Origin of the sequence: Janthinobacterium sp. DSP2-3-3 (assembly GCF_049897325.1) — a bacterium.
In the GTDB taxonomy this organism is placed as follows: domain Bacteria; phylum Pseudomonadota; class Gammaproteobacteria; order Burkholderiales; family Burkholderiaceae_D; genus Janthinobacterium.
Window position 1 is genome coordinate 137606 of the sequence record NZ_JAFCWA010000008.1, and the last position, 20370, is coordinate 157975.

The 20370-nt window shown below is 59.5% G+C and carries 20 protein-coding genes; 11 read left to right on the top strand and 9 right to left on the bottom strand.

Annotated elements, in window-relative coordinates; all coding sequences use genetic code 11:
- Nucleotides 1-6: 6 nt before the first annotated feature.
- A complete protein-coding gene (locus ACP7DE_RS17305) occupies nucleotides 7-471 on the bottom strand; it encodes a Csu type fimbrial protein (protein ID WP_426073389.1) in 465 nt (154 codons plus the stop codon).
- Between the two features lie 273 nt (nucleotides 472-744).
- On the opposite strand from ACP7DE_RS17305, the gene ACP7DE_RS17310 reads away from it, so the two are divergent.
- Nucleotides 745-873 carry a hypothetical protein gene (locus ACP7DE_RS17310; protein WP_426073268.1) on the top strand — a complete coding sequence of 43 codons (129 nt, stop codon included), beginning with the start codon at nucleotides 745-747 and terminating at the stop codon, nucleotides 871-873.
- Between the two features lie 12 nt (nucleotides 874-885).
- Nucleotides 886-1692, top strand: a complete 807-nt coding sequence (locus ACP7DE_RS17315) for a response regulator transcription factor (protein ID WP_426073269.1) — start codon at nucleotides 886-888, stop codon at nucleotides 1690-1692.
- 19 nt (nucleotides 1693-1711) lie between these two features.
- Here ACP7DE_RS17315 and ACP7DE_RS17320 read toward each other — a convergent pair whose 3' ends face one another.
- Both ACP7DE_RS17320 and pnuC read right to left on the bottom strand, forming a co-directional pair.
- Nucleotides 1712-4279, bottom strand: coding sequence for a TonB-dependent receptor (locus tag ACP7DE_RS17320; RefSeq protein ID WP_426073270.1), 2568 nt, complete (start codon nucleotides 4277-4279; stop codon nucleotides 1712-1714).
- Nucleotides 4280-4610: 331 nt separating this feature from the next.
- Entirely contained in the window at nucleotides 4611-5213 is a 603-nt protein-coding gene (gene pnuC, locus ACP7DE_RS17325; protein ID WP_426073271.1) for a nicotinamide riboside transporter PnuC, read from the bottom strand.
- A gap of 219 nt (nucleotides 5214-5432) precedes the next feature.
- On the opposite strand from pnuC, the gene ACP7DE_RS17330 reads away from it, so the two are divergent.
- On the top strand, nucleotides 5433-6194 hold the full coding sequence (locus ACP7DE_RS17330; RefSeq protein ID WP_426073272.1) for a substrate-binding periplasmic protein: 762 nt from the start codon (nucleotides 5433-5435) through the stop codon (nucleotides 6192-6194).
- A 6-nt stretch (nucleotides 6195-6200) separates the two neighbouring features.
- On the opposite strand, the gene ACP7DE_RS17335 is transcribed toward ACP7DE_RS17330, so the two are convergent.
- Together ACP7DE_RS17335 and ACP7DE_RS17340 are read right to left on the bottom strand one after the other, a co-directional pair.
- The gene (locus ACP7DE_RS17335) at nucleotides 6201-6902 is read right to left on the bottom strand and encodes an isochorismatase family protein (protein ID WP_426073273.1); all 702 of its coding nucleotides are present in this window, start codon (nucleotides 6900-6902) and stop codon (nucleotides 6201-6203) included.
- 65 nt (nucleotides 6903-6967) lie between these two features.
- Nucleotides 6968-7834, bottom strand: a complete 867-nt coding sequence (locus ACP7DE_RS17340; RefSeq protein ID WP_426073274.1) for a pirin family protein — start codon at nucleotides 7832-7834, stop codon at nucleotides 6968-6970.
- Between the two features lie 118 nt (nucleotides 7835-7952).
- On the opposite strand from ACP7DE_RS17340, the gene ACP7DE_RS17345 reads away from it, so the two are divergent.
- Together ACP7DE_RS17345 and ACP7DE_RS17350 are read left to right on the top strand one after the other, a co-directional pair.
- On the top strand, nucleotides 7953-8858 hold the full coding sequence (locus tag ACP7DE_RS17345; RefSeq protein WP_426073275.1) for a LysR family transcriptional regulator: 906 nt from the start codon (nucleotides 7953-7955) through the stop codon (nucleotides 8856-8858).
- A 46-nt stretch (nucleotides 8859-8904) separates the two neighbouring features.
- Complete coding sequence (locus tag ACP7DE_RS17350) at nucleotides 8905-9708, top strand: metallophosphoesterase family protein (protein ID WP_426073276.1); 804 nt, start codon at nucleotides 8905-8907, stop codon at nucleotides 9706-9708.
- Here ACP7DE_RS17350 and ACP7DE_RS17355 read toward each other — a convergent pair.
- The 3 genes from ACP7DE_RS17355 to ACP7DE_RS17365 all read right to left on the bottom strand — a co-directional run bounded on the left by ACP7DE_RS17355 (nucleotide 9705) and on the right by ACP7DE_RS17365 (nucleotide 11239).
- On the bottom strand, nucleotides 9705-9884 hold the full coding sequence (locus tag ACP7DE_RS17355) for a hypothetical protein (RefSeq protein WP_426073277.1): 180 nt from the start codon (nucleotides 9882-9884) through the stop codon (nucleotides 9705-9707). The genes ACP7DE_RS17350 and ACP7DE_RS17355 overlap by 4 nt on opposite strands.
- Before the next feature lie 11 nt (nucleotides 9885-9895).
- Nucleotides 9896-10870 (bottom strand): RtcB family protein, encoded by a 975-nt coding sequence (locus tag ACP7DE_RS17360; protein ID WP_426073278.1) that lies wholly within the window; start codon nucleotides 10868-10870, stop codon nucleotides 9896-9898.
- Nucleotides 10871-11020: 150 nt separating this feature from the next.
- Entirely contained in the window at nucleotides 11021-11239 is a 219-nt protein-coding gene (locus ACP7DE_RS17365) for a hypothetical protein (RefSeq protein WP_426073279.1), read from the bottom strand.
- Nucleotides 11240-11410: 171 nt separating this feature from the next.
- Here ACP7DE_RS17365 and imuA point away from each other — a divergent pair, with 171 nt between their 5' ends.
- The 5 genes from imuA to ACP7DE_RS17390 all read left to right on the top strand — a co-directional run bounded on the left by imuA (nucleotide 11411) and on the right by ACP7DE_RS17390 (nucleotide 19446).
- Entirely contained in the window at nucleotides 11411-12154 is a 744-nt protein-coding gene (gene imuA, locus ACP7DE_RS17370) for a translesion DNA synthesis-associated protein ImuA (protein ID WP_426073280.1), read from the top strand.
- Nucleotides 12087-13556, top strand: coding sequence for a Y-family DNA polymerase (locus tag ACP7DE_RS17375; RefSeq protein ID WP_426073281.1), 1470 nt, complete (start codon nucleotides 12087-12089; stop codon nucleotides 13554-13556). Before imuA ends, ACP7DE_RS17375 begins: the two co-directional genes overlap by 68 nt.
- A 3-nt stretch (nucleotides 13557-13559) precedes the next feature.
- On the top strand, nucleotides 13560-16724 hold the full coding sequence (locus ACP7DE_RS17380; protein WP_426073282.1) for an error-prone DNA polymerase: 3165 nt from the start codon (nucleotides 13560-13562) through the stop codon (nucleotides 16722-16724).
- 290 nt (nucleotides 16725-17014) lie between these two features.
- Nucleotides 17015-18028, top strand: a complete 1014-nt coding sequence (locus tag ACP7DE_RS17385; protein WP_426073283.1) for a CBASS cGAMP-activated phospholipase — start codon at nucleotides 17015-17017, stop codon at nucleotides 18026-18028.
- Between the two features lie 2 nt (nucleotides 18029-18030).
- Nucleotides 18031-19446, top strand: coding sequence for a cyclic GMP-AMP synthase DncV-like nucleotidyltransferase (locus ACP7DE_RS17390; protein ID WP_426073284.1), 1416 nt, complete (start codon nucleotides 18031-18033; stop codon nucleotides 19444-19446).
- A gap of 5 nt (nucleotides 19447-19451) precedes the next feature.
- On the opposite strand, the gene ACP7DE_RS17395 is transcribed toward ACP7DE_RS17390, so the two are convergent.
- Entirely contained in the window at nucleotides 19452-19673 is a 222-nt protein-coding gene (locus ACP7DE_RS17395; protein WP_426073285.1) for an OB-fold nucleic acid binding domain-containing protein, read from the bottom strand.
- A 278-nt stretch (nucleotides 19674-19951) separates the two neighbouring features.
- Between ACP7DE_RS17395 and ACP7DE_RS17400 the strand changes: the two genes are divergently transcribed.
- The gene (locus tag ACP7DE_RS17400) at nucleotides 19952-20356 is read left to right on the top strand and encodes a hypothetical protein (protein WP_426073286.1); all 405 of its coding nucleotides are present in this window, start codon (nucleotides 19952-19954) and stop codon (nucleotides 20354-20356) included.
- Nucleotides 20357-20370: the final 14 nt, after the last annotated feature.

The following is a 20370-nucleotide window of genomic DNA, read 5'->3' on the forward strand; positions in this document are numbered from 1 at the left end:
CCTGACTTAAAAGTAAACGGTGGCCGTGATGGTCGACTTGTAGGTATCGGGCGCCGGTGTCGCTTGCGGCGGAATATTGCCGTACACCGTGATCGGCTGCGATGCGCCGCTGCCGGTGCCGCCGACCGTATTCGTGCCCTGCGTATCGCCCCACAAGGTGGCGCCGGCTGTCTGGTACAAATTGAATTGCACCGTCCCCAGGTTGCCGCCGGTGCCGCTCAGATAGCGCGTGGTGCCGGTCGAACCCGTGCCCGTGCCCGCCGTCAGGCCCACGTTATACGGCGTGGTATTGGTGCAGATCACACTCACGGTCGTATTGACGTTCACGGCAGTAGCCAGTACACCCTGACTTTGGCCAAAGTCGAGATTGGCCGCCGCAATGGTGCAATTGGCGATGATTTTCAGGGTGACATCAAAGGTCGCGGTGTTGCTGCCGTTCAAATACACGGCTGCGTCGGCAACGCCAGGCATGAGCGCCGTGCTGACCACAACAACGCTGGCGGCAACGATAAAGCGGGGAAAAATAACTCGCAACATGATACCTCCTGATGATGAAACATCATTAATGAGCCCGTCAATATGAGGGGCGTCGAGGATAGTCACGGTATTGCCGGCGTTTTCTGGGGCACGCAAACCAGGACAACAAAACATCAGCGCTGAGAGCCAGGAACCTGTGGCCTACAGCTCTTTTGCCGCATTCGCAAAGCAGATTTTTTAGCAATCGACATTGCTTCAAGTCAATGCATGAGTGAATTATTAGCGATCTGGGAAATCGCCGCTTCTTCTGGCGGAGAAAGCTCTTTTGAAACGCGAGAAAAGCAGAAAAAAAAGAAAAAGCGAGGCATAATAAGCCACAACTTGCTTTTTGGTTAAGTCATCCAAACCATGCCATTGACCAGCGAAACCATCAGAAAAAACATTTTGATCGTGGACGATTCCGCGTTCGAGCAGCGCATGCTGATGGAGCTGCTCAGCGAGCAGCCCTACCGTTTCAGCATCGCGTTCAATGGCTACCAGGGCTACCAGCTGGCATTGGCCACGCTTCCCGACCTGATCCTGCTCGACGTGCGCATGCCCGAGATGGATGGTTACACGGCATGCCGTTTGCTCAAGGCCAACCCTGAAACGGAACAGATACCCGTAATCTTTCTCAGCGGCGCCGATGCCGCCAAGGAACGCATCATGGGCTTGCAGGTGGGCGGCGTCGATTACATTTCAAAGCCGTTCACGCCGGAAGAACTGGCCGCGCGCATCCATATCCACCTGGGGTTGATGCGTAAAAGCAACAGTACCTTGCCAGCCGCGATGCCGATCAGCGACAAGCTGCAGCATCCCGACCTGGTGTTCGTGAATGCCGTCAAACAGCTCATTCTCGACAACCTGGGCAGCCTGCCCAACCTGTCCGACATCGCCCGCAGCGTGGGCACTTACCGCGAAAAGCTGACCCTGATGTTCCGCGAACAAACGGGCATGACCGTGTTTGCCTTCATCCGCGAAGCGCGCATCGCCCGCGGTGTGGAATTGCTGCAGCAGACGGGTATCGATGTACAGGATATCGCCCTGCTGATCGGTTTTCACAACGCGGGCAACTTCGCCACCGCCTTTCGTGAACGCATGGGCGTCACGCCCAGCGCCTACCGCCAGCGCCTGCAGGAGCAGACAGGACAGCGGCAGGCGGCGGGCGGGCGCTAGTGGTAAATCTGCCGCGCGCTCAGAACTTGTAGTTCAGCTTGAGTGCCGCAACGCGTCCACGCGGATCGGCCTGGGTAAAGTCAAAGCCGGTGGAGGCATAGTCCCAGGGCGCACGTTTGTTGGCCAGGTTTTGCACGACGAAAGTGACGTTCGCCTTGGGTGTCACCTGCCAGCTGCTGGTCACGTCAAAGGTGCTGAAGGCAGCCACCGATTCATCGAGATGCTTCTGCTGCGCATAGCTGCCCACGTAGTTCCATGTGAGCGTGGACGACCACTTGCCCTGCTCCCAAGTGGCCGAGGTGACGCCACGCCATTTCGGGATGGAACCGAAATAATTGGTGCCGGCGCCATTCGTCAGCGGCGCGCCATCGGACAAGGGCTCGGCAAAGCGCAGCACGCGGCTCAGTTGACCGGCCAGGGTCAGCTTGCCCCAGTCCTTGTCGACGAAGCGCTGGCGCAGGTCGATATCGATACCCGATACTTCGCGCTTCCCCTGGTTGCGGAACTGGCGGTACAGCGTCGTGATGCGGCCATCGGCACCGCGCGTGATCTGTTGCGGCGCCGTGGTTTCATTCTCGAGAATGGTGGTGGCGCTGGCCGTGCCGATCACGCCATCTTGCTTGATGCGGTAATAATCGAGGCCGATGCTCGAGCTGCTGGTGGGCGACACCACCACGCCCAGGTTCAGGTTATTCGAGCGCTCGGGACGCAGGTTCGGATTGGCGATGGTCATGACCGTCACGCCGCGCGACTGCGTTGGCGTCAATGGATCACGGGCATCGATCACGCCGGTATAGCTGACGGCCGTGCTGTCGGTGATTTCCGGCAGCGACGGCGCACGGAAGGCGCGTGAAACGGTGCCGCGCAGCAGCAGCCATGGCGCCGCCTGATAGCGGGCGCTGGCTTTAGGTGAAAACGCATTGCCAAAGTCGCTGTAATGGTCGGCGCGGCCCGCCACGTTGACGGACAGGTCCTTCACCACGGGCACATTGAATTCGGCGAACAGGGCCGACACATTGCGCGAGCCGTCGATGATATTAAGTGCGGGGCGCAATTCCGTGCCCGACAGCACGGCTGTCGAGGTTTGCGAATCCATCTTTTCGCGGCGCCATTGAAAGCCGGCGGCAAACCCCAGCGGACCGGCGGGCAAGTCCCAGATCTCCTTGGCCGCCGAGAAGTCGAGCGTATCGAGCGTCGATTCGGCCGGGCGCAGGGTCGACAAGCGCAGGCGCTTGCGCACCGCTTCGCTGTTTTGCGATTGATCAAAGAAATTGTAGCTGCCCTCGGCCAGCACTTTCTGGAATTCATAGCGGTTGACGAAGTTCTGCACCGTTTCTTCCAGCTTGCTGCTGGAATGGGCCACGGCCGTGTCCCAGTCCCAGCCCGCCCAAGTACCCTTGGCGCCGACCAGCGCGCGGTAGAAGGTGACGCGGTCCTGCTTCAGGCGCGGGCCCAGGTCGAACAGGGTGGCCGTGAACGGCAAGGGCGTGGTGCCCGGATTGTTTGGATGGCCCACGGGCAGCACCACGGGAATGGTGTCGAGCAGCTTGGTGCTGTTATTCCACACGCGCGTGGCGTTATTCACGCTCAAAGGCGCGCTGAAGGTCTGGTCGGCGCGCGAATAACTGTGCAGCAAGTCGACATAAGCTTCCGTGTCCGCGTTCAGCTTGAGGGTGCCGCGCAGCGACGAGTGGATGCGCTGGATGCCCGGGATCAGCGTTTTATACGGCGCCGGATTGTAGGCCAGCACCTGGCCGCTGCGATCGGGATTGATGTCCTTGTACGGCACCAGTTGCAGCGGGCCGCGCACGCCACCGAGCGTCTGCGTGGGATCGTTGCCGGCATAATTCGTGGCGGTCCAACCCAGGCTGCCGCGCTGCTGCTGGCGGTAATCGGCATCGCGCAGCCATGCCACGTCACTTTGCTGCAGCTTGTCGCGCTGCTGCGCATCGACCGAGAAGACCACGCTGTAGCCATCTTGCTCGATCTTGCCGAAACCCGTTTGCAACGCCGCGCTCTTTTCATGCTGGCCCGTGCCTTGCGTCGAGCCACCCCATTGCGCCGTGATGTCCGTGCCCGTGAATTCCTTGTACAGGATGATGTTGACCACGCCAGCCACGGCGTCCGAGCCATACACGGACGAGGCGCCATCCTTGAGCACCTCGATGCGCTGCACGGCCGCCATCGGCAGGCTGTTCAGGTCAACGAAGGTTTGCTGCAAATCCTGCGCCGTGGCATAGCTGGCCACGCGGCGGCCATTCACCAGGATCAGGGTATTTTGCTGGCCGATGCCGCGCAGCGACAGGCCCGAGGTACCGGCCGAGAAACTGCCCGTATATTGTTCGTTGTAGCTATTGCCGCTGTTGGCGGAAATGGCGCGCAGCACCTCCGAGACGCTGGTCTTGCCGCTGGCTTTCAATTCCTTGGCGGTGATGACCTGCACGGCGCTGGCGCCCTCCTTTTCGCTGACGCGGATATTCGATCCGGTGACGTTAACCCGCAGCATGTCGTCCTCGGCGTGCGCAAGGGTGGGGAAAACGGGAAAGGCGGCGGCGATGGCAAGACTGATGGCGAGTGGTTTGAACATGGTTTCCTCTTATTGGGATTGCAGCCTTTATCAGATAAAAAGGCCGAGCAGGGGCACGCGGACCGGGTGGGCCAGCGGGCAAACGACAACGAAACGGATGGGAATGACTTAGGGGATGCGTGGACGGGCACGCATCGGCATCCACTGCGCCATGCATTGCATGGTCAGTTGATGCGGGGCGGCGTAAAAATAGGTAGAAAGACTAATGCGCAACATAAAAAACACCGGTAAGCGGGGAAAAGCCACTATATCTCGGTGTCTTTATGGCGTGAACGAATTAAAAATTGATTGTATATACGATTTGAATCTAAGGACATGGCGTTTGGCAATATCAGGCGTCGGCACTCACCGCGGACGGCGCCGCGGGCGCCAGTGCCGCACGGCGTGCCTGCACGCTCCACCAGTACCAGGAAATCAGGGCGTTAACCCAGTAGGCCGCATACAGCACGGCCGTCAGGTGCAGGCCGCGGCTGTAGTAGAGCGGCACCGCGACGGTGTTGACCAGCAGCCAGAAGGCCCAGGTTTCGATGCGCCGGCTCATCAGCAAGAATTGCGCGATGATGCTAAATACCAACACTGCCGAATCGATGAAGGGCGCGTAGGCATTCGTCAAGCGGTGCAGCAGCATGCCGTAGATGAGCACGGAGGCGATGCCGGCAGGCACCACCCAGGCCAGGCTGCGCCAGCCCATGCGCGTGATCGGCAACGGCTTGCCGCCGGCGCCGCGCCGCCATTGCAGCCAGCCGATGACGCAGGTGACGATGAAAAACAGCTGCAGCATCACGTCGGCATACAGATTAACCTGGAAAAACAGCACGGCAAACAGCACGCAGCCGAGCATGCCGATCCACCAGGAATGAATATTATTGCGTCCGGCCAGAATGATGGAGGCAGTCATCAGTACATTGGCGGCAATCTCGAGCGGGGCAGTCAAGCGGTCTTCCTTTGCGGGGCGATAGTGCACCGCGCCACTATAGCCGATTACACTGCACGGTGTTCACGGCGCCGGACGGCGGCGCAGGGAATCGGCAAAAAGCGTGCGAAAATCCACGAAAAGCACCGCCGCACCTGCCCAGGAGACCCAGCCCCCTTGACTTCCACGGGTATTCTGGCAAATTGAACATCAGTGACACACCATGGAAACACCTCCCGTATGCATATGCGCCATTTCCTGTTTTTGGCAGTGCTCGGCCTCTGCGCCCTGCCCGCCCTGGCCTGCCGCATGACGATGGCGCTCGAGCAATGGCCGCCCTACCTGTATCGTGACGCGCAAGGCAAATATACGGGGCTGGACCTGGAGCTGCTGCGCGCCATCTTTAAAGAAGCACGCTGCACCTTGCTGAGCGTGCCGGAACTGCCCACGGCGCGGCGCCAACTGCTGTTTCAGAAGGGCGAGCTGGACCTGCTGCCCGCCGCCTCCGACACCTCGGAACGCCATGCGTATGCACGTTTCAGCATGCGCTACCGCGACGAAACCGTGGGCATCTTCGGCAAGGCTGGCACGCCCGCCGTGCAGCGCCCTGTCGGCAGCTTCGGCCAGCTGGCGCGCAGCACGGCCACCCTGCTGGCGCCCAAGGTCGGCTGGTATGGGGCAGATTATGCGGCGGTCCGGCCGGCACTGGAAAAGGCCGGCCGCATGAATGCGTTCGGCAGTTTCCAGCAAGGCGTGCGCATGCTCGACGCGGGCCGCGCCGACCTGCTGCTGGGCGACGTACTGGCCGTGCGCCATGAAGCGCGCCAGCAGGGCGTCCCCCTGACCGCCCTGCCGTTCCTGGCCCTGCGCGCCCCCGTGCACCTCATGCTCAATGCGCGCACGACCAGCGCCGCCGACCTGGCGCGCCTGAACGCTGCCATCACGCGCCTGGAGCAGCGAGGCACGCTGGCGGCGATACGCAGCAGCTACGAAGCGCCGTAGCGGCGCTCAAGCCTTGGCAGCCGCATCCAGAATCTCCAGCTTGGTTTCCCGGCCATGCTTTTGCACGTCCTGCGCCTTGTCGTAGCTTTCGATCAGCGCGCGGTACGGCGGCACGATATGGTCGGTCATGATGGCGGCGAACTCCATCGCGTCGGCGCGGTTCCAGGTGCTCATCACTTCAGCCAGTACCGCATACGTGTCGATCGGCACGGCGCCGGCCTGCGTCACGCGCGCCATGGTGATGTCGGTGGCCATCTTCGACCAGTTGCCCGAGGCGTCGATAATGGCAAACACCTTGTAGCCGGCCGCCAGTGCACTGATGGTGGGAAAGGCCATGCACACGCTGGTGAGCGTGCCGGCGATCAGCAGGGTCTTGCGGCCCGTCTTTTCGATCGCCTCGACCCAGGCCGGATTGGCCCAGGCATTGATCTGCCCCGTGCGCGGGATGTAGACGGCGTCCGGATTGAAATGGTGGATTTCCGGGATCAATGGGCCATTCGGGCCGTCGGGCACGGAAGCGGTGGTGAAGGTCGGCATATTGGCCAGGCGCGACAGCTTGGCCAGCGCCGTGACGTGACCGCGCAGCACATGCTGTTCGATGTCGCGCACCAGCTGGAACAAACCGCTCTGGTGGTCGATCAGCAGCATGACGGCGTCGTCGGGATCAATCATCGGTGGCAAACCTTGGAAGTTGGCGGGGGTGCTCATAGTGGTCTCCTGAAAAACCATGCCGTGGGATGCGGCATGGGTACTGCACAAATTAACTACACAAATTACGTCGCGATGCGGGCAAAGCGGCCGCTGTTGAAATCCTCGAACGCCTGCACGATTTCCGCTTCGGTGTTCATGACGAAGGGGCCATGACCGACGATGGGCTCGTCAATCGGCTCACCACTCAGCAGCAGTACCACGGCGTCATTGTTCGCTTCGACGGTGATGCTGTCGCCATCGCGCTCGAACAGCGCCATCTGCGCCTCGCGCACCACGCTCTGGCCGTTGACCAGCACCGTGCCATGCAGGACGATCAGCGCCGTGCTCCAGCCTGGCGTGACGGGCAGTTCCGTCAGCTTGCCCTGGGCCAGGCGCAAGTCCCACACCTGCATCGGCGAGAACGTGCGGGCCGGGCCGTGCTGGCCATCGAAGTCGCCGGCGATCACGCGCACCGCACCGGCGCCATCGGGCAACGCTACCGTGGGAATGGTGCCGCTGGTGATGGCTTGGTAGTCGGGCGCCGTCATCTTGTTCTTTGCCGGCAGGTTGACCCACAGCTGCACCATTTCCAGGGTGCCACCCGACTGCGTGAAGGCAGGCGAGTGAAACTCTTCATGCAGGATCCCGGCGCCGGCCGTCATCCATTGCACGTCGCCGGGGCCGATCACGCCGCCCTGGCCCGTCGAATCGCGGTGCGCCACTTCGCCCTTGTAGACGATGGTCACCGTTTCAAAGCCGCGGTGCGGGTGCGAACCGACGCCGGGCGGATGCGTGCCGGGCGCAAAATCGGCGGGGCCGGCGTAGTCGAGCAGCAGGAATGGGCTCAGCTGCTTGCCATGGCCGTTATACGAAAACATCGAGCGCACGGGAAAACCGTCGCCGACCCAGTGCTGGCGCGGTGCGCTATAGATACCTGTGACTGTGTTCATCTCGATCTCCTGTGGGGTGTGCATGACGATGGAGACAGAATACGCTTGCAACGATGGAGGCGGTAGACGGTAAAATCCGCCATCAGCGTTCTAAAAATAGAACGATCAAGGAGGCAGCATGCAGGATTTGAATGACTTGTATTACTTTGTGCAGGTGGTCGACCATGGCGGCTTCGCGCCGGCCGGGCGCGCGCTGGGCATGCCGAAATCCAAACTGAGCCGGCGCATCGCGCTGCTGGAAGAGCGCCTCGGCGTGCGCCTGCTGCAGCGCACGACGCGGCATTTTTCCGTCACCGACGTAGGGCAGACGTTTTACGAACATTGCAAGGCGATGCTGGTGGAAGCGGAAGCGGCGCAAGAAGCGATCGAACTGACGCGGGCCGCGCCGCGCGGCACGGTGCGCCTGTCCTGCCCCATCGCCCTGCTGCACTCCCTGGTGGCGCCCATGCTGGCTGGTTTCATGCGCGAGCATCCGCAGGTGACCCTGCTGCTCGAAGCGAGCAACCGCCGCGTCGACCTGGTGGCCGAAGGCATCGACGTGGCCATCCGCGTGCGTCCGCCGCCGCTGCCCGACAGCGACCTGGTGCTGCGCGTGCTGGCCGAGCGCAGCCAGTGCATGGTGGGGAGCCCGCTGCTTTTCGGCGACGCCGCCAGGCCAATCGCACCGGCCGACCTGGCCGACTGGCCCAGCCTGGCCCTGGGCATGCCGCAACAGCACTACCAATGGGATTTGCACGGCCCGGACGGCGCGCGCGCCCAGCTGCGCCACGTGCCACGCTTCGTCACGGGCGACATGCTGACCTTGCGCGACGCGGCCGTGGCCGGCGTGGGCGTGGTGCAGCTGCCGACCATGATGATCACCGAGCAGGTAGCCAATGGCAGTCTGCTGCCGCTGATGGAGCAGTGGCGGCCGCAGCGTGAAATCATCCACGCCGTGTTTCCCTCGCGGCGCGGCCTGCTGCCGGCAGTGCGCGCGCTGATCGACTATCTGGCGCACAGCTTCGCCGCGCTGGAGGAAGAGTGAGGGTTTTCAGGTACGATGGCGTACTCTCGAATCGCCTGGATACCGCATGCGTTTATTGATTTTATCGGACTTGCATCATGAATTATGGCGCGACGCAGCGCCGCAAGGCGATCTTGCGCTCAGCTGTCCCGACGCCGTGATCCTGGCCGGCGACATCGACACGGGTACCCGCGCCGTCGCCTGGGCCGCCAGCACGTTTGCGGGACTGCCGGTGCTGTACGTGCATGGCAATCACGAAGGCTATGGCCACCATCTGGACAAGGTGCGCCAGGAGCTGCGCAGCGCCTGCGCCGCCACGGCCAACGTGCATTTTCTCGACGCCGATAGCCACGTCATCACCGACCAGGCAGGCAACGCCGTGCGCTTCCTGGGCGCCACGCTGTGGACGGATTTCCGCCTGCTGGGCGACGACACGCGGCAAGCGGCCATGCGCGACGCGGAAGCCGTCATGAACGACTACAAACGCATTCGCCTGGCCAACATGGGCTTTCGCAAATTGCGCGCGGCCGACACGGCCATGTTCCACGCACAGCAAAAAGCCTGGCTGACGCGCGAACTGGCGCAGCCCTTCGAGGGCGCGACAGTCGTCATCAGCCACATGGCGCCGTCGCTGCTGTCGGTCGATGATGCGTATGGCAGCGACGGATGTTCGCCCGCCTATGCCTCGCGCCTAGACGATCTGGCCGCGCAGGCGGACCTGTGGGTGCACGGCCACCTCCACATCTCGCGCGACTACCTGATCGGCCAGTGCCGCGTCGTAGCTAACCCTTGCGGCTACAGGACGCGTAGCGGCACGCCGCAAAATCCCCAGTTCAACCCGAACTTCATCGTCGAACTGCCGGCCCGCTAATCATCAGGTTTGAGGCGGCCCGCCAGCCATTGCTGCAGGCGGTGCTTGCCGGCCCGGCGCGCCGCCCGTGGCGATGCCTCCGACTGGTGCGCGCCGGCGCCGCCGCGCAGCCTGGCGGCCGCCACCAGCGGGTTGCGCGGCTTGGATACAGGCTTGAGCTTGAGCTTGATCTTCATGTCTTCTCCTCTCAGCCCTTGATGCAAACGACCTGGCGCAAGGTATGCACCACTTCCACCAGATCGCTCTGATGCGCCATGACGGCGTCGATATCTTTATACGCGGCCGGGATTTCGTCGACCACGCCACCATCCTTGCGGCACTCGATGCCCGCCGTTTGTTCGGCCAGGTCGAAGCGGTTGAAGCGGCGCTTCGCCTCGCTGCGGCTCATGCTGCGCCCCGCCCCGTGCGAGCAGGAACAGAACGACTCCGGGTTGCCCTTGCCGCGCACGATGAAGCTGCGCGCCCCCATGCTGCCGGGGATGATGCCCAGCTCGCCCTGCCGCGCCGAAATGGCGCCCTTGCGCGTCACATACAACTCTTCATTGCCATGCGTTTCGCGCGCGATGTAGTTGTGGTGGCAGTTGATGGCCTCCCCGTCCAGACGGAACGGCGGCGCATGCCGGGCCAGTACGTCGAGCACGCGACGCATCATTTCGCTGCGGTTGAGCAGCGCGTAATCCTGCGCCCAGTCCACCGCTTCCACGTAATCGTCGAACACCGTGGAGCCTTCGCTGACATACGCCAGGTCCGCGTCCGGCAACTGCAACTGGTGGCGCCGCATATCCTTCTGCGCGGCGGCGATGAAATAGCGGCCGATCACGTTGCCGATACCGCGAGAACCAGAATGCAGCATGACCCACACGCGCTGTTCCTCGTCGAGGCAAATTTCAATGAAGTGGTTGCCGCCGCCCAGGGTGCCCGCCTGGCAGATCCACGTGCGCTCGAACTGGCGCAGCATCTTGGCGATGCCGCGGTGACGTTCGACAATGTGCGCCAGGCGGTCGCCGAGGGGCCGCACGGCCCGCACCTGGCGCGAAACTTGCACACGGCTCCATTCGTGCTGCTCGAAACCGACGGGCACTTCCGCTTCGATGGCGCTGCGCAGGCGCGCCAGGTTGTCGGGCAGGTCGCTGGCCATCAGGGTAGTGCGCACGGCGTTCATGCCGCATCCGCTCATACTACATGGTAACTGTTACCAACACTGTTTTACCTATGACGGACGGGTACTGACCGAAGGTAACAAAAATCGGTGCTAACGTAGACAGATGGGACCTTAGAAATGCTCACCAGCGGTATCTAACGCTACGTAACGCTACGATTCGCTCTTCAGATGGGAAATGCGTTGAGAGATTTGTCCATCCAGCTGCTCCATCGTGAGGTAGAAGATGTTGTTGCCTTCGTTGCGGTCGATAGTTCCGTACTTCCTCGGATACTTCAACTGCCACGCATCAAAGCGTCGCCGGAACGTCTGCTCCAGCCGTGACTGGTCTATAGCGAGAACCTTGTTGTCGGCGACGTGGGTGACCGACAATCCGCATTGGAAAATGGCGTTTCATCACCACAAGACAATTTCACTTAGACAGCGGTACTTTTTAGGAATTTAAATCAGGACTGTCTTTTTTCGCCTCATGAATTATACTGTACGCATATACAGTATTTTTTTGTAAGAAATCTTCCAACCCTAACCACGTGACCAAATTCAATGCTGTGCCCACCCCTCATCCAAAGCGATTCCGCTCGCGAGCTGTTGCAACTGCCCCTACAGGATGTATGGCGTGCGAGCGAACTCGCTCTGTCCAGGTCGACGACCTGCACGACCGGTCACGCGGCTTTGGATGCGGAACTGCCAAATGGAGGATGGCCTAGGTCCGCTTTGGTAGAGGTACTGCTTCAACAGGCGGGCATCGGCGAGATGCAGTTGCTCAAACCCGCTCTCGCCAAGTTAGCAACTACGCAACGCATCGCATTGATTCAGCCACCATATCTACCGCACGCCATGACGTGCAAGTCCTGGGGGCTTGTTGACCGCAACTTGCTTTGGCTTCGGCCGAGCAGTTCGGCCGATGCGCTTTGGTCTGCGGAACAAATCTTGAAAAACGGCTCGTGCGGGGCCGTCGTGCTTTGGCAGTCGAACGTCCGCTCAGAATCCTTGAGGCGGTTGAACCTGGCAGCCCAAAGCACAGATACATGGCTATGGCTGATACGGCCGCTTTCCAGCAGTGTCGACTCGTCGCCATCACCGCTTCGAATCGCGCTTCGGCCAGCTTTTGGCGGTGTATCGGTCGACATTATCAAACGTCGGGGGCCTCATTGTGAGAACCCTTTTTTTATACCGCTTGCGGACATGCCCGCTGGTCGTCAGCATCTGGATGTAGACCATGAAATTACTGTTAAGCGTGTACCTTCCACTACTGCCATTAGAAACGCTGCGGCCATCCTGGTCTGAGCCAGGTGCGTATGCAGTAATGCATCAGGAGCAGGTCACGGCGATATCGCCCGATGCCGCGCACAGCGGCGTGCGCTTGGGGATGCGCATTGGCGGCGTATCGGCCATCGCACCTGATACGGTGATACTTGAGCGCAGTCTCGAAAAGGAGGCCTTGGCGCTGGATGCCATCGCTATGGCTCTGTTGCAGTACACCCCAGAGGTAACGCTTCAAGACGACTTCTCTATCCTGATGGATGTGAGCGCCAGCCTGCGTTTGTTCAAAGGGCCGCATGCCATCTGCGGGGCCATAGCTCGCAGTATTGCTGCGCTGGGTTTCACCGCGCGCCTTGGGGCAGCGCCTACCGCGCAAGGAGCGTGGCTGCTTGCCAGGAGTTTTCGCCGCAAAGGTACCGTGTTCCGCCGGCGCGCGTTGACTATGAAATCGCTGGAACGCATGCTCGACAGACTGCCGTGCGGATTGCTGCCTGGCGCCGCGGCATACGACGAATGGCTGGCCGGCATTGGAGCCAAGAACCTCGGCGCATTGCAACGTCTGCCACGCACAGGCCTGCTTCGACGCACTAGCAAAGACCTGCTTGCGGACCTCGACCGAGCTTATGGCCAGGCGCCGGAGATGTTCGAGTGGATTAAGGTACCGTTGACGTTCTCAGAACGGGTTGAGACCTTTGACCGTATCGAACATGCTGATGCACTGCTGCATGGCGCGACACGACTTATCCTCCAACTCGTGGGTTGGCTGACGTCGCTCCAACAGGCGGTTCGTGTTTTCACTATCGTTTTGGAGCATGAGCGCGGGCGTGCGGCGATGACTCCGACTGAACTCGAAATCGCGCTTGCGGAGCCAGCCTGGCACGAGGCCCACTTGGTGCGATTACTCAAGGAGCGCCTTGGCAAGGTTGAGCTCATCGCGCCCGTCATCGCATTGCGGCTCGACGCCAAGAAAATCGAACCGATGCTTCCGCCGAATGAGTCCTTGTTCCCAGAGCCCGGTGGGTCGCCCCAAGATTTCCACCGGCTGCTGGAGTTGCTTACCGCACGCCTCGGAGCTGAGAACGTACTGACGCCGGCCGCAATGCAGGACTACCGGCCCGAGGTCTGCAACGAATGGGTGCCACTTACGGAAAAATATCGCAAATTGGATGGCGATGAAGTCCTGGAAGGACGCCCGTTCTGGCTCCTGCCAAAACCGATTCCACTGTTGATGCGTGGCGAGCGGCCGTTCTACGGGAGCCCGTTGAAAATTATTCAAGGTCCGGAGCGTCTCGAGGCCGGATGGTGGAACGACAAAACGGCGGCGCGCGACTATTTCATTGCGCAGGGCACCGACGCGTCCTGCTACTGGGTCTATCTCGAACGAACGAAGGAGGCCCGCTGGTATCTGCACGGTCTATACGCCTGAGCCATGAACACCACTTCCCTACCCTTGCCGGCCCCAGTACTACCCGACTATGCCGAGCTTCAGGTATTCAGCCACTACACTTTCTTGCGAGGCGCTTCGGCTCCTGAACAACTGGTCGCACGCGCCGCAAAACTTGGATACGCCTCCATCGCGATTACGGATGAATGCACTTTGGCCGGCGTCGTCAAGGCCCACATCGCCGCCAAGGAGTTCGGAATCCATCTGGTCATCGGCAGTCAAATGACGGTGACTCCCGAGGATGGAAGTTCTCCTTTCGCTCTCATCATCCTGGCGACGAATAGAAATGGATACGGGAACCTCAGCGAACTGATTACCGTCGCGCGGACTCGTACTGAAAAAGGTTCCTACCTAGTCCGGCCCCACGATATCGCCTCGCCGGTTGGTGACCTGGTGCATTTGCGGAGCCTGCCAGATTGTCAGTTCATTCTCGTGCCGAAATACAACGCCAGCTATGATGAGGTGGAACGCCAAGCTGCGTGGCTGATTCAATGTGTACCTGGTCGCGCCCGCATCGCACTCACCTTGCACCACCGCGCCCAGGACGAAAAGCATCGGGCACTGGTGTCCGGTATATCCGAGGAATTCGGGATGCCCGTCGTCGCAACCGGTGATGTCTGCATGCACGTCCGTTCATACAAGCCCCTTCAAGACACGATGACTGCAATCCGCCATGGCATACCGGTCGCACAATGCGGGTACCGGCTGGCGCCAAACGCTGAGCAACATCTGCGTTCCCGAGTACGCCTGGGTAACCTCTACTCGCGGGAAGCGCTCGACGAATCGGTCCGGGTCGCGCAGCTTTGTGAATTCTCACTCGATGAGCTGCGATATGAATATCCGCAAGAATTGGTTCCTGACGGCGAAACGGCGACGTCGTACCTTCGCAGAGAGGCATACATTGGCGCGCACTGGCGTTTCCCGGCAGGTATCCCAGAGAACGTCCAGGCGCTACTGGAACGCGAGCTAGGCATCATCGCCGAACTCCAGTACGAATCGTATTTTCTAACGGTCTTCGATATCGTGCGGTTCGCCAGGTCGCAGCACATTCTCTGTCAGGGCCGTGGCTCGGCCGCAAATTCGGCTGTATGCTACTGTCTGGGCGTCACGGAAGTCGACCCATCGCGCGGCACGTTATTGTTTGAACGGTTCATCTCAAAGGAGAGAAACGAGCCGCCTGACATCGATATCGATTTCGAGCACCAGCGGCGCGAAGAGGTCATTCAGTACATTTACAAGAAATACGGTCGGATGCGTGCCGCCCTTACAGCCGTAGTCATTTCGTATCGACCGCGCAGCGTGCTACGCGATGTCGGAAAGGCCCTGGGCGTTGACCTCTCGGTCGTAGATAAGGTCGCGAAGGCCTCCCACGGTTGGGGTGGGAAATCGGACCTTCAAGAGCGCCTGGTCTCGTGCGGCTTCGACCCAAACTCACCCATCGCTGAGAAGTGGGCGGAGTTGGCCGACAGGTTAATGCGTTTCCCGCGCCACCTCTCACAGCATCCGGGCGGGTTCGTCATCTCCCACACCAAGTTGTCCAGGCTGGTGCCTATCGAAAACGCTGCGATGGCGGAACGTAGCATTATCCAGTGGGACAAGGACGACATCGATGCCGTCGGCCTTCTCAAGGTGGACGTGCTCGCACTCGGGATGCTGTCGTGCATCCGGCGCGCACTTGACCTTGTATCTGAGCAGCGTGGAGCGCGGTTCGAACTCGGCGACGTTCCGGCTGAAGACCCTGCCACATACGAGATGATTTGCCAGGCCGACACGGTAGGCGTATTCCAAATCGAGTCGCGCGCGCAGATGTCGATGCTGCCGCGGCTTCAGCCCCGCACGTTTTACGACCTGGTCATTGAGGTCGCCATCATTCGTCCAGGGCCAATTCAGGGCGGGATGATTCATCCGTTTCTTCGTCGGCGGCAGGGTATCGACCCGGTGTCGTACCCGAGCCCTGAAATAGAATCGGCCCTCGAACGCACCTTGGGCATCCCGATTTTCCAGGAACAGGTCATGCAAATCGCTATGGTTGCTGCTGGATTTTCACCTGGTGAAGCTGACGCCTTGCGCAGGGCGATGGCGGCATGGAAGCGCAAAGGCGGTCTCGAGCAGTTTGAATACAAACTCATGCACGGCATGGCGGAACGTGGGTACACCACCGAGTTCGCGACATCAATCATCGGCCAAATCAGAGGGTTCGCCGAGTACGGTTTCCCCGAGTCTCATGCCGCCTCTTTTGCGCTCCTGGCGTATGCATCGAGTTGGCTGAAGTGCCATGAGCCAGCAGCGTTCCTGACCGCACTGCTGAACAGTCAGCCAATGGGGTTCTACTCGCGTTCCTCCCTCGTACAGGATGCCTGCCGTCACGGCGTCGTGGTGCGCCCTGTCGATGTGTCCGTTAGCAACTGGGATGCCCAGCTCGAACCCATTTCCGACGGTTCGCCGCCGGCTGTACGCCTGGGCCTCAACAACATCAAGGGCCTCGAACAGGAGGCGGCCTGGCGCATTGAGGAGGCGCGCGCCATTGAGCCGTTCGAAAACACGTCCGACCTGGCGGCACGCGCAAATCTGAATGCCGGCCACCTCAATGCCCTGGCGAGCGCCAATGCCCTCGAGTCGCTCTCAGGCAATCGCCGCCAGGCACTGTGGGAGGCAGTGGCCAGCGTGCCCGATAAAGGTCTCCTGCGGTCCGCCACGGTCATTGAAGAGCCGGTCGAGATGGACGCGCCGAGTGAAGCCGAAAATATCGTGGCCGACTACAGGCACCTGGGACTGACACTGGGACGCCACCCGCTTGCACTCCTGCGCCCGCGACTCGCTGCAATGAAGTTCCTCCCCGCAGAAATCTTGAACCAGTTTGACAATGGTCGATTGGCCCGCGGTTGCGGCATCGTCACGGTTCGCCAGCGACCGGAGACTGCCAAGGGCGTGATATTCGTGACCATTGAAGATGAATCCGGTACGGTGAACGTCATTTGCTGGCCCAACCTGGTGGAGCAGCAGCGCAGGGAGCTGATGGGTGCCAAGCTACTTGGCGTCTACGGTGTGTGGCAGTGTGAGCGCAACGTACGGCATCTGGTTGCAAAGAGGCTTGTGGACCTGAGCCACATGCTTGGAGAGCTGGATACCAAGTCGCGGAATTTTCATTGAATGCGAGGGGGAACCCACCTTGCTAAACGGTCTTTGTAGATTTCATCGTGCCATTCGTCGTCTACTTCGATAGGCGTGCAGAACCAGTCGAATGAAATTTGCCGAGACACTGTGATGTAGTAGACGCACCTGCCTATTCTTCCGTTTCCAATAGCCAGAGAATTTTACGCCCGATTGTTCGGAGGTGTGAGTAACGTTCAGGTGCGATGTTAAATTCCATTTCATAATTGTTTTTTCTTTAATGCAACTAAATGTGGTATATTTGTCATGTTTAATTAGAAAGTGGTCAGATGGACGAAAATGTTTCGGCGTGGCCTGCAGAGCGAGAGTTCCATGCACTGGCACTTACAGGTGGCGGTTTCCGTGGGCTCTTCACCGCCCAGGCGTTGGCAAGTATCGAGGAAGCCACTGGCGGACCAATAGGGCGTCATTTTGACCTTATCTGTGGAACTTCAATTGGCGGGATAGTCGCGATTGCCGCCGCCTTTGAAGTCCCTATGTCCAAAGTTGTCGAGGTTTTTACTTCTTGCGGGCCGAGTATTTTTCCTCCAGAGCGACGCGCGCCGCACGGAGCGCTCGCGCACAAATTAGACTTGATTAGGCACCTCGGTAAGCCCCGCTACTCAACTGCTCCGTTACGAGATGCTATCGAGCAGCTCATTCCTCGTGGCACTCTTTTCGGTGACGCAATTCATCCGGTTGCTATTCCTGCGGTGAACCTTACTCAAGGAAGCCCACAAGTATTCAAGACGCGTCACAAAATTGAGTGGCAACGTGACAGCAATTTCGCTGCAGTTGATGTTGCGCTTGCTACCGCTGCGGCACCAACCTTCTTTGAACTTGCTGAAATCGGAGGAGACCGATATGCCGATGGTGGCCTGTTTGCAAATGCGCCGGACCAGATTGCATTGCACGAGGCCGAACATTACTTTGGCGTGTCGCCGGCTTCATTCCATCTACTGAGCATCGGGACGACGACGAAGTCTTATTCGGTCGCGCATTCTGCAGGCCGACAGTTCGGTATTGGTAGCTGGATGAAGGACACACGTTTGGTTTCAGTAATGATATCGGCGCAGCAGCAATTTGTAGGACAGCTTATGGCCCACCGCTTGGGTTCGCGGTATGTTCGAATAGACCGAGAACCATCGCATGAGCAGGCTGAAGAGTTAGGGCTTGATGTCGCGACCGACGGAGCACGGGCCACGCTCATTAGCTTGGCGAGGAAAGCTGTGTCCGACACACTCAACACAACCTTGACGCCTTTTTTAAAGCACGCTCCTTACTTAAAGATTATTAGAGACTGAATATGGGTAAAGCAGCTCAACTTTTTAGCGGTAACGCTCCAGACTCGTTAATAAATCGCCTGACGCCTAGTGTGGCGCAACGCGAGTTCTTGCAATTGCAGTGGAATACGATGCGAGATGCCGTCTGCCCGAAGCTACGCGATGATTCAGGCTTCCCAATCTCTACTTGGCTACAAGGGTCCTACAAGTACGGAACACTTATAAAACCCGTTCATCTTCATGAGGAATACGACGTTGATGTCGGCATCTATTTTGAGTGGGTAGGGAAAGTGGGGGAGGCCTACCCGGCGCCAGAACAACTGCGCGCCTGGGTGCAGAATCGGCTGTCGGACTACGGAAAAGAATGTGAAGATGTGGAGCGAATAGAGGAACCTGCGAAAGAACGCTGTTCGCGTGCGCTTTTCAAGAGACAATTTCATATCGATACGCCCGTCTACCACTTGGACCGGTCCACTGACACGCGCCGTTTAGCCACCCTTGCTAAGGGCTGGGAATCGAGTGACCCCAAACCAATTTACAAATGGTTCAGAGATGCAGCTAGTGGCGCAGAACGTGAGCAACTTCGGCGCCTAATCCGATATATGAAAGGTTGGGCGGCGGTCGCCTTTGTAGAGACGCCAGACTCGCGCCCGTCATCCATTCTCATTACGGTTGTCGTCACGGAGGCTTTTCAGGCCGCATGGCTTGAACGGCTACTTGGCTTGAAGGATGACGACGACGCGCTCGTTGACGTCATCACCCGCGTCCACAACAGGCTGTTCGCCGTCAGAGAGGTTCGTAACCCCGTTGATAGGGACGAAGACCTGAACCGCATGACGGATGATGCTTGGGATGCCTTTCTAAGTAATATGCAAGGCCTGCGTGACGCGGCTGAACAAGCGATAGACGCAAACGACGAGGCTGCTGCTGCGCTTATATGGTCGCAGCCCTTTTCGTTCCTTATGCCGCTTCCTGACGTAGCGGCGGTGGAAATGCAGGAAGAAGTGTCTGGCAGAGCAGTGATGCAGATTCCAGATATTGAGATAGCTGTGTTTGTTGGAGATAGCAAACAGCCTGAAGTGATATATGACAACGAAGTGCCCGGCGTTGCGAAAAATTGTTGGTTAGTATTCCGAATCAAGAATCAACACATTATCCCGGATTACGCCACGGTCGAGTGGACTGTACGTAACGCCGGATATGAAGCAGATGGCATTGGAGACCTTGGCCATCGGAAAATGGGCATGCGACTTTTAACTGTGCGTGAGCATACCCGGTATTCAGGCAAGCACTACATGGACTGTGTCGTGAGAGTGAATGGGCAGGTGTATGCGGCAAGGAGAGTAGTGGTCCATATTAAAAATATTCTCCGAGCAGAACGAAATCCTCCAAAGCCAGCCTACACGAAGCTGGTTAGTCGGCTGCGTCGTCGGCGCTAAATTTTCTACTGGAAATCCCTCGATTTTGTCGGAATCTCACCATGTAAATGGCTTAGTTCGACCAGGCGCTTCGCGACCAAGTGCTTCACACAGCTGTCAGATTGCCATATGCCGTAGACGCCCAACAGTTCAGCGCTCATAAGCTCCCGGCGGTATTCCTCGACGAGGCTTGGCCAACAAATGACGTTGACTGTCCCGTGTTCATCTTCCAGCGTGATAAAGACCACACCGTGGCTGTACTTGGGCGCTGCCGGACGGTGACGATGCCGCAGGCGCGAGCGAGCTAACGGTCAGCGAACCCAGCCAGCGCATCGCTTGTAATGAAGCGCCGCTCAGTCAGCGTCGCGCGCAGAAACGACAGCGGACGGTTGCGCAGCGTCAGACCAAGACGCTTACAGTCCGTACCCAGCATGACCATTCGAGGATATTCATCGCCGGCCTTCTAGGCCGACAACTCGACGCTGGAGTATGATGGCGCGAGGCTAATATCGACGCAAAAGGCACTATGAATATTGAACTCGGCGATGAGCCGCAAGACGAATCGGAAGCGGCGCTCTTTGCCGCCCTGCCATTAGATTTCCCACGTCCAAGCAACTTAGGGGCCGTTTCAGGCGCCCAGCCTAAATTTTCAATGAATCGGTACCAAGGCCGTTTCTACAGCCCTGGCTGCTCGCCGCCGGAGCTAATCGAGCGCTGGAACAACTGCGAAGACCTTGCGCAACAACTCGCCGTAACGTCCCTTGACTCCAAGGCCGGGAAACGCTCGCACATGTCAGAGACTGAGATTCTCGACCAATATTTGCCGCGGCTGATTGCAACGGGCTGGGTATCCGAGCCAGAGGCCAAGTGGGTAATGCGCCGAACCGCAGAACTGGTCGGATGGCCGGCGCCGCCATCCGCGTCCCCCTGACTTGCTTCGTGCCA

Excerpts from the sequence above, each read along its gene's own strand:
- ACP7DE_RS17305 (WP_426073389.1), bottom strand. The coding sequence starts at position 471 with ATGCCTGGCGTTGCCGACGCAGCCGTGTATTTGAACGGCAGCAACACC.
- ACP7DE_RS17310 (WP_426073268.1), top strand. The coding sequence starts at position 745 with ATGAGTGAATTATTAGCGATCTGGGAAATCGCCGCTTCTTCTGGCGGA.
- ACP7DE_RS17315 (WP_426073269.1), top strand. The coding sequence starts at position 886 with ATGCCATTGACCAGCGAAACCATCAGAAAAAACATTTTGATCGTGGAC.
- ACP7DE_RS17320 (WP_426073270.1), bottom strand. The coding sequence starts at position 4,279 with ATGTTCAAACCACTCGCCATCAGTCTTGCCATCGCCGCCGCCTTTCCC.
- ACP7DE_RS17330 (WP_426073272.1), top strand. The coding sequence starts at position 5,433 with ATGCATATGCGCCATTTCCTGTTTTTGGCAGTGCTCGGCCTCTGCGCC.
- ACP7DE_RS17335 (WP_426073273.1), bottom strand. The coding sequence starts at position 6,902 with ATGAGCACCCCCGCCAACTTCCAAGGTTTGCCACCGATGATTGATCCC.
- ACP7DE_RS17340 (WP_426073274.1), bottom strand. The coding sequence starts at position 7,834 with ATGAACACAGTCACAGGTATCTATAGCGCACCGCGCCAGCACTGGGTC.
- ACP7DE_RS17345 (WP_426073275.1), top strand. The coding sequence starts at position 7,953 with ATGCAGGATTTGAATGACTTGTATTACTTTGTGCAGGTGGTCGACCAT.
- ACP7DE_RS17350 (WP_426073276.1), top strand. The coding sequence starts at position 8,905 with ATGCGTTTATTGATTTTATCGGACTTGCATCATGAATTATGGCGCGAC.
- ACP7DE_RS17355 (WP_426073277.1), bottom strand. The coding sequence starts at position 9,884 with ATGAAGATCAAGCTCAAGCTCAAGCCTGTATCCAAGCCGCGCAACCCG.
- ACP7DE_RS17360 (WP_426073278.1), bottom strand. The coding sequence starts at position 10,870 with ATGAACGCCGTGCGCACTACCCTGATGGCCAGCGACCTGCCCGACAAC.
- imuA (WP_426073280.1), top strand. The coding sequence starts at position 11,411 with ATGCTGTGCCCACCCCTCATCCAAAGCGATTCCGCTCGCGAGCTGTTG.
- ACP7DE_RS17375 (WP_426073281.1), top strand. The coding sequence starts at position 12,087 with ATGAAATTACTGTTAAGCGTGTACCTTCCACTACTGCCATTAGAAACG.
- ACP7DE_RS17380 (WP_426073282.1), top strand. The coding sequence starts at position 13,560 with ATGAACACCACTTCCCTACCCTTGCCGGCCCCAGTACTACCCGACTAT.
- ACP7DE_RS17385 (WP_426073283.1), top strand. The coding sequence starts at position 17,015 with ATGGACGAAAATGTTTCGGCGTGGCCTGCAGAGCGAGAGTTCCATGCA.
- ACP7DE_RS17390 (WP_426073284.1), top strand. The coding sequence starts at position 18,031 with ATGGGTAAAGCAGCTCAACTTTTTAGCGGTAACGCTCCAGACTCGTTA.
- ACP7DE_RS17400 (WP_426073286.1), top strand. The coding sequence starts at position 19,952 with ATGAATATTGAACTCGGCGATGAGCCGCAAGACGAATCGGAAGCGGCG.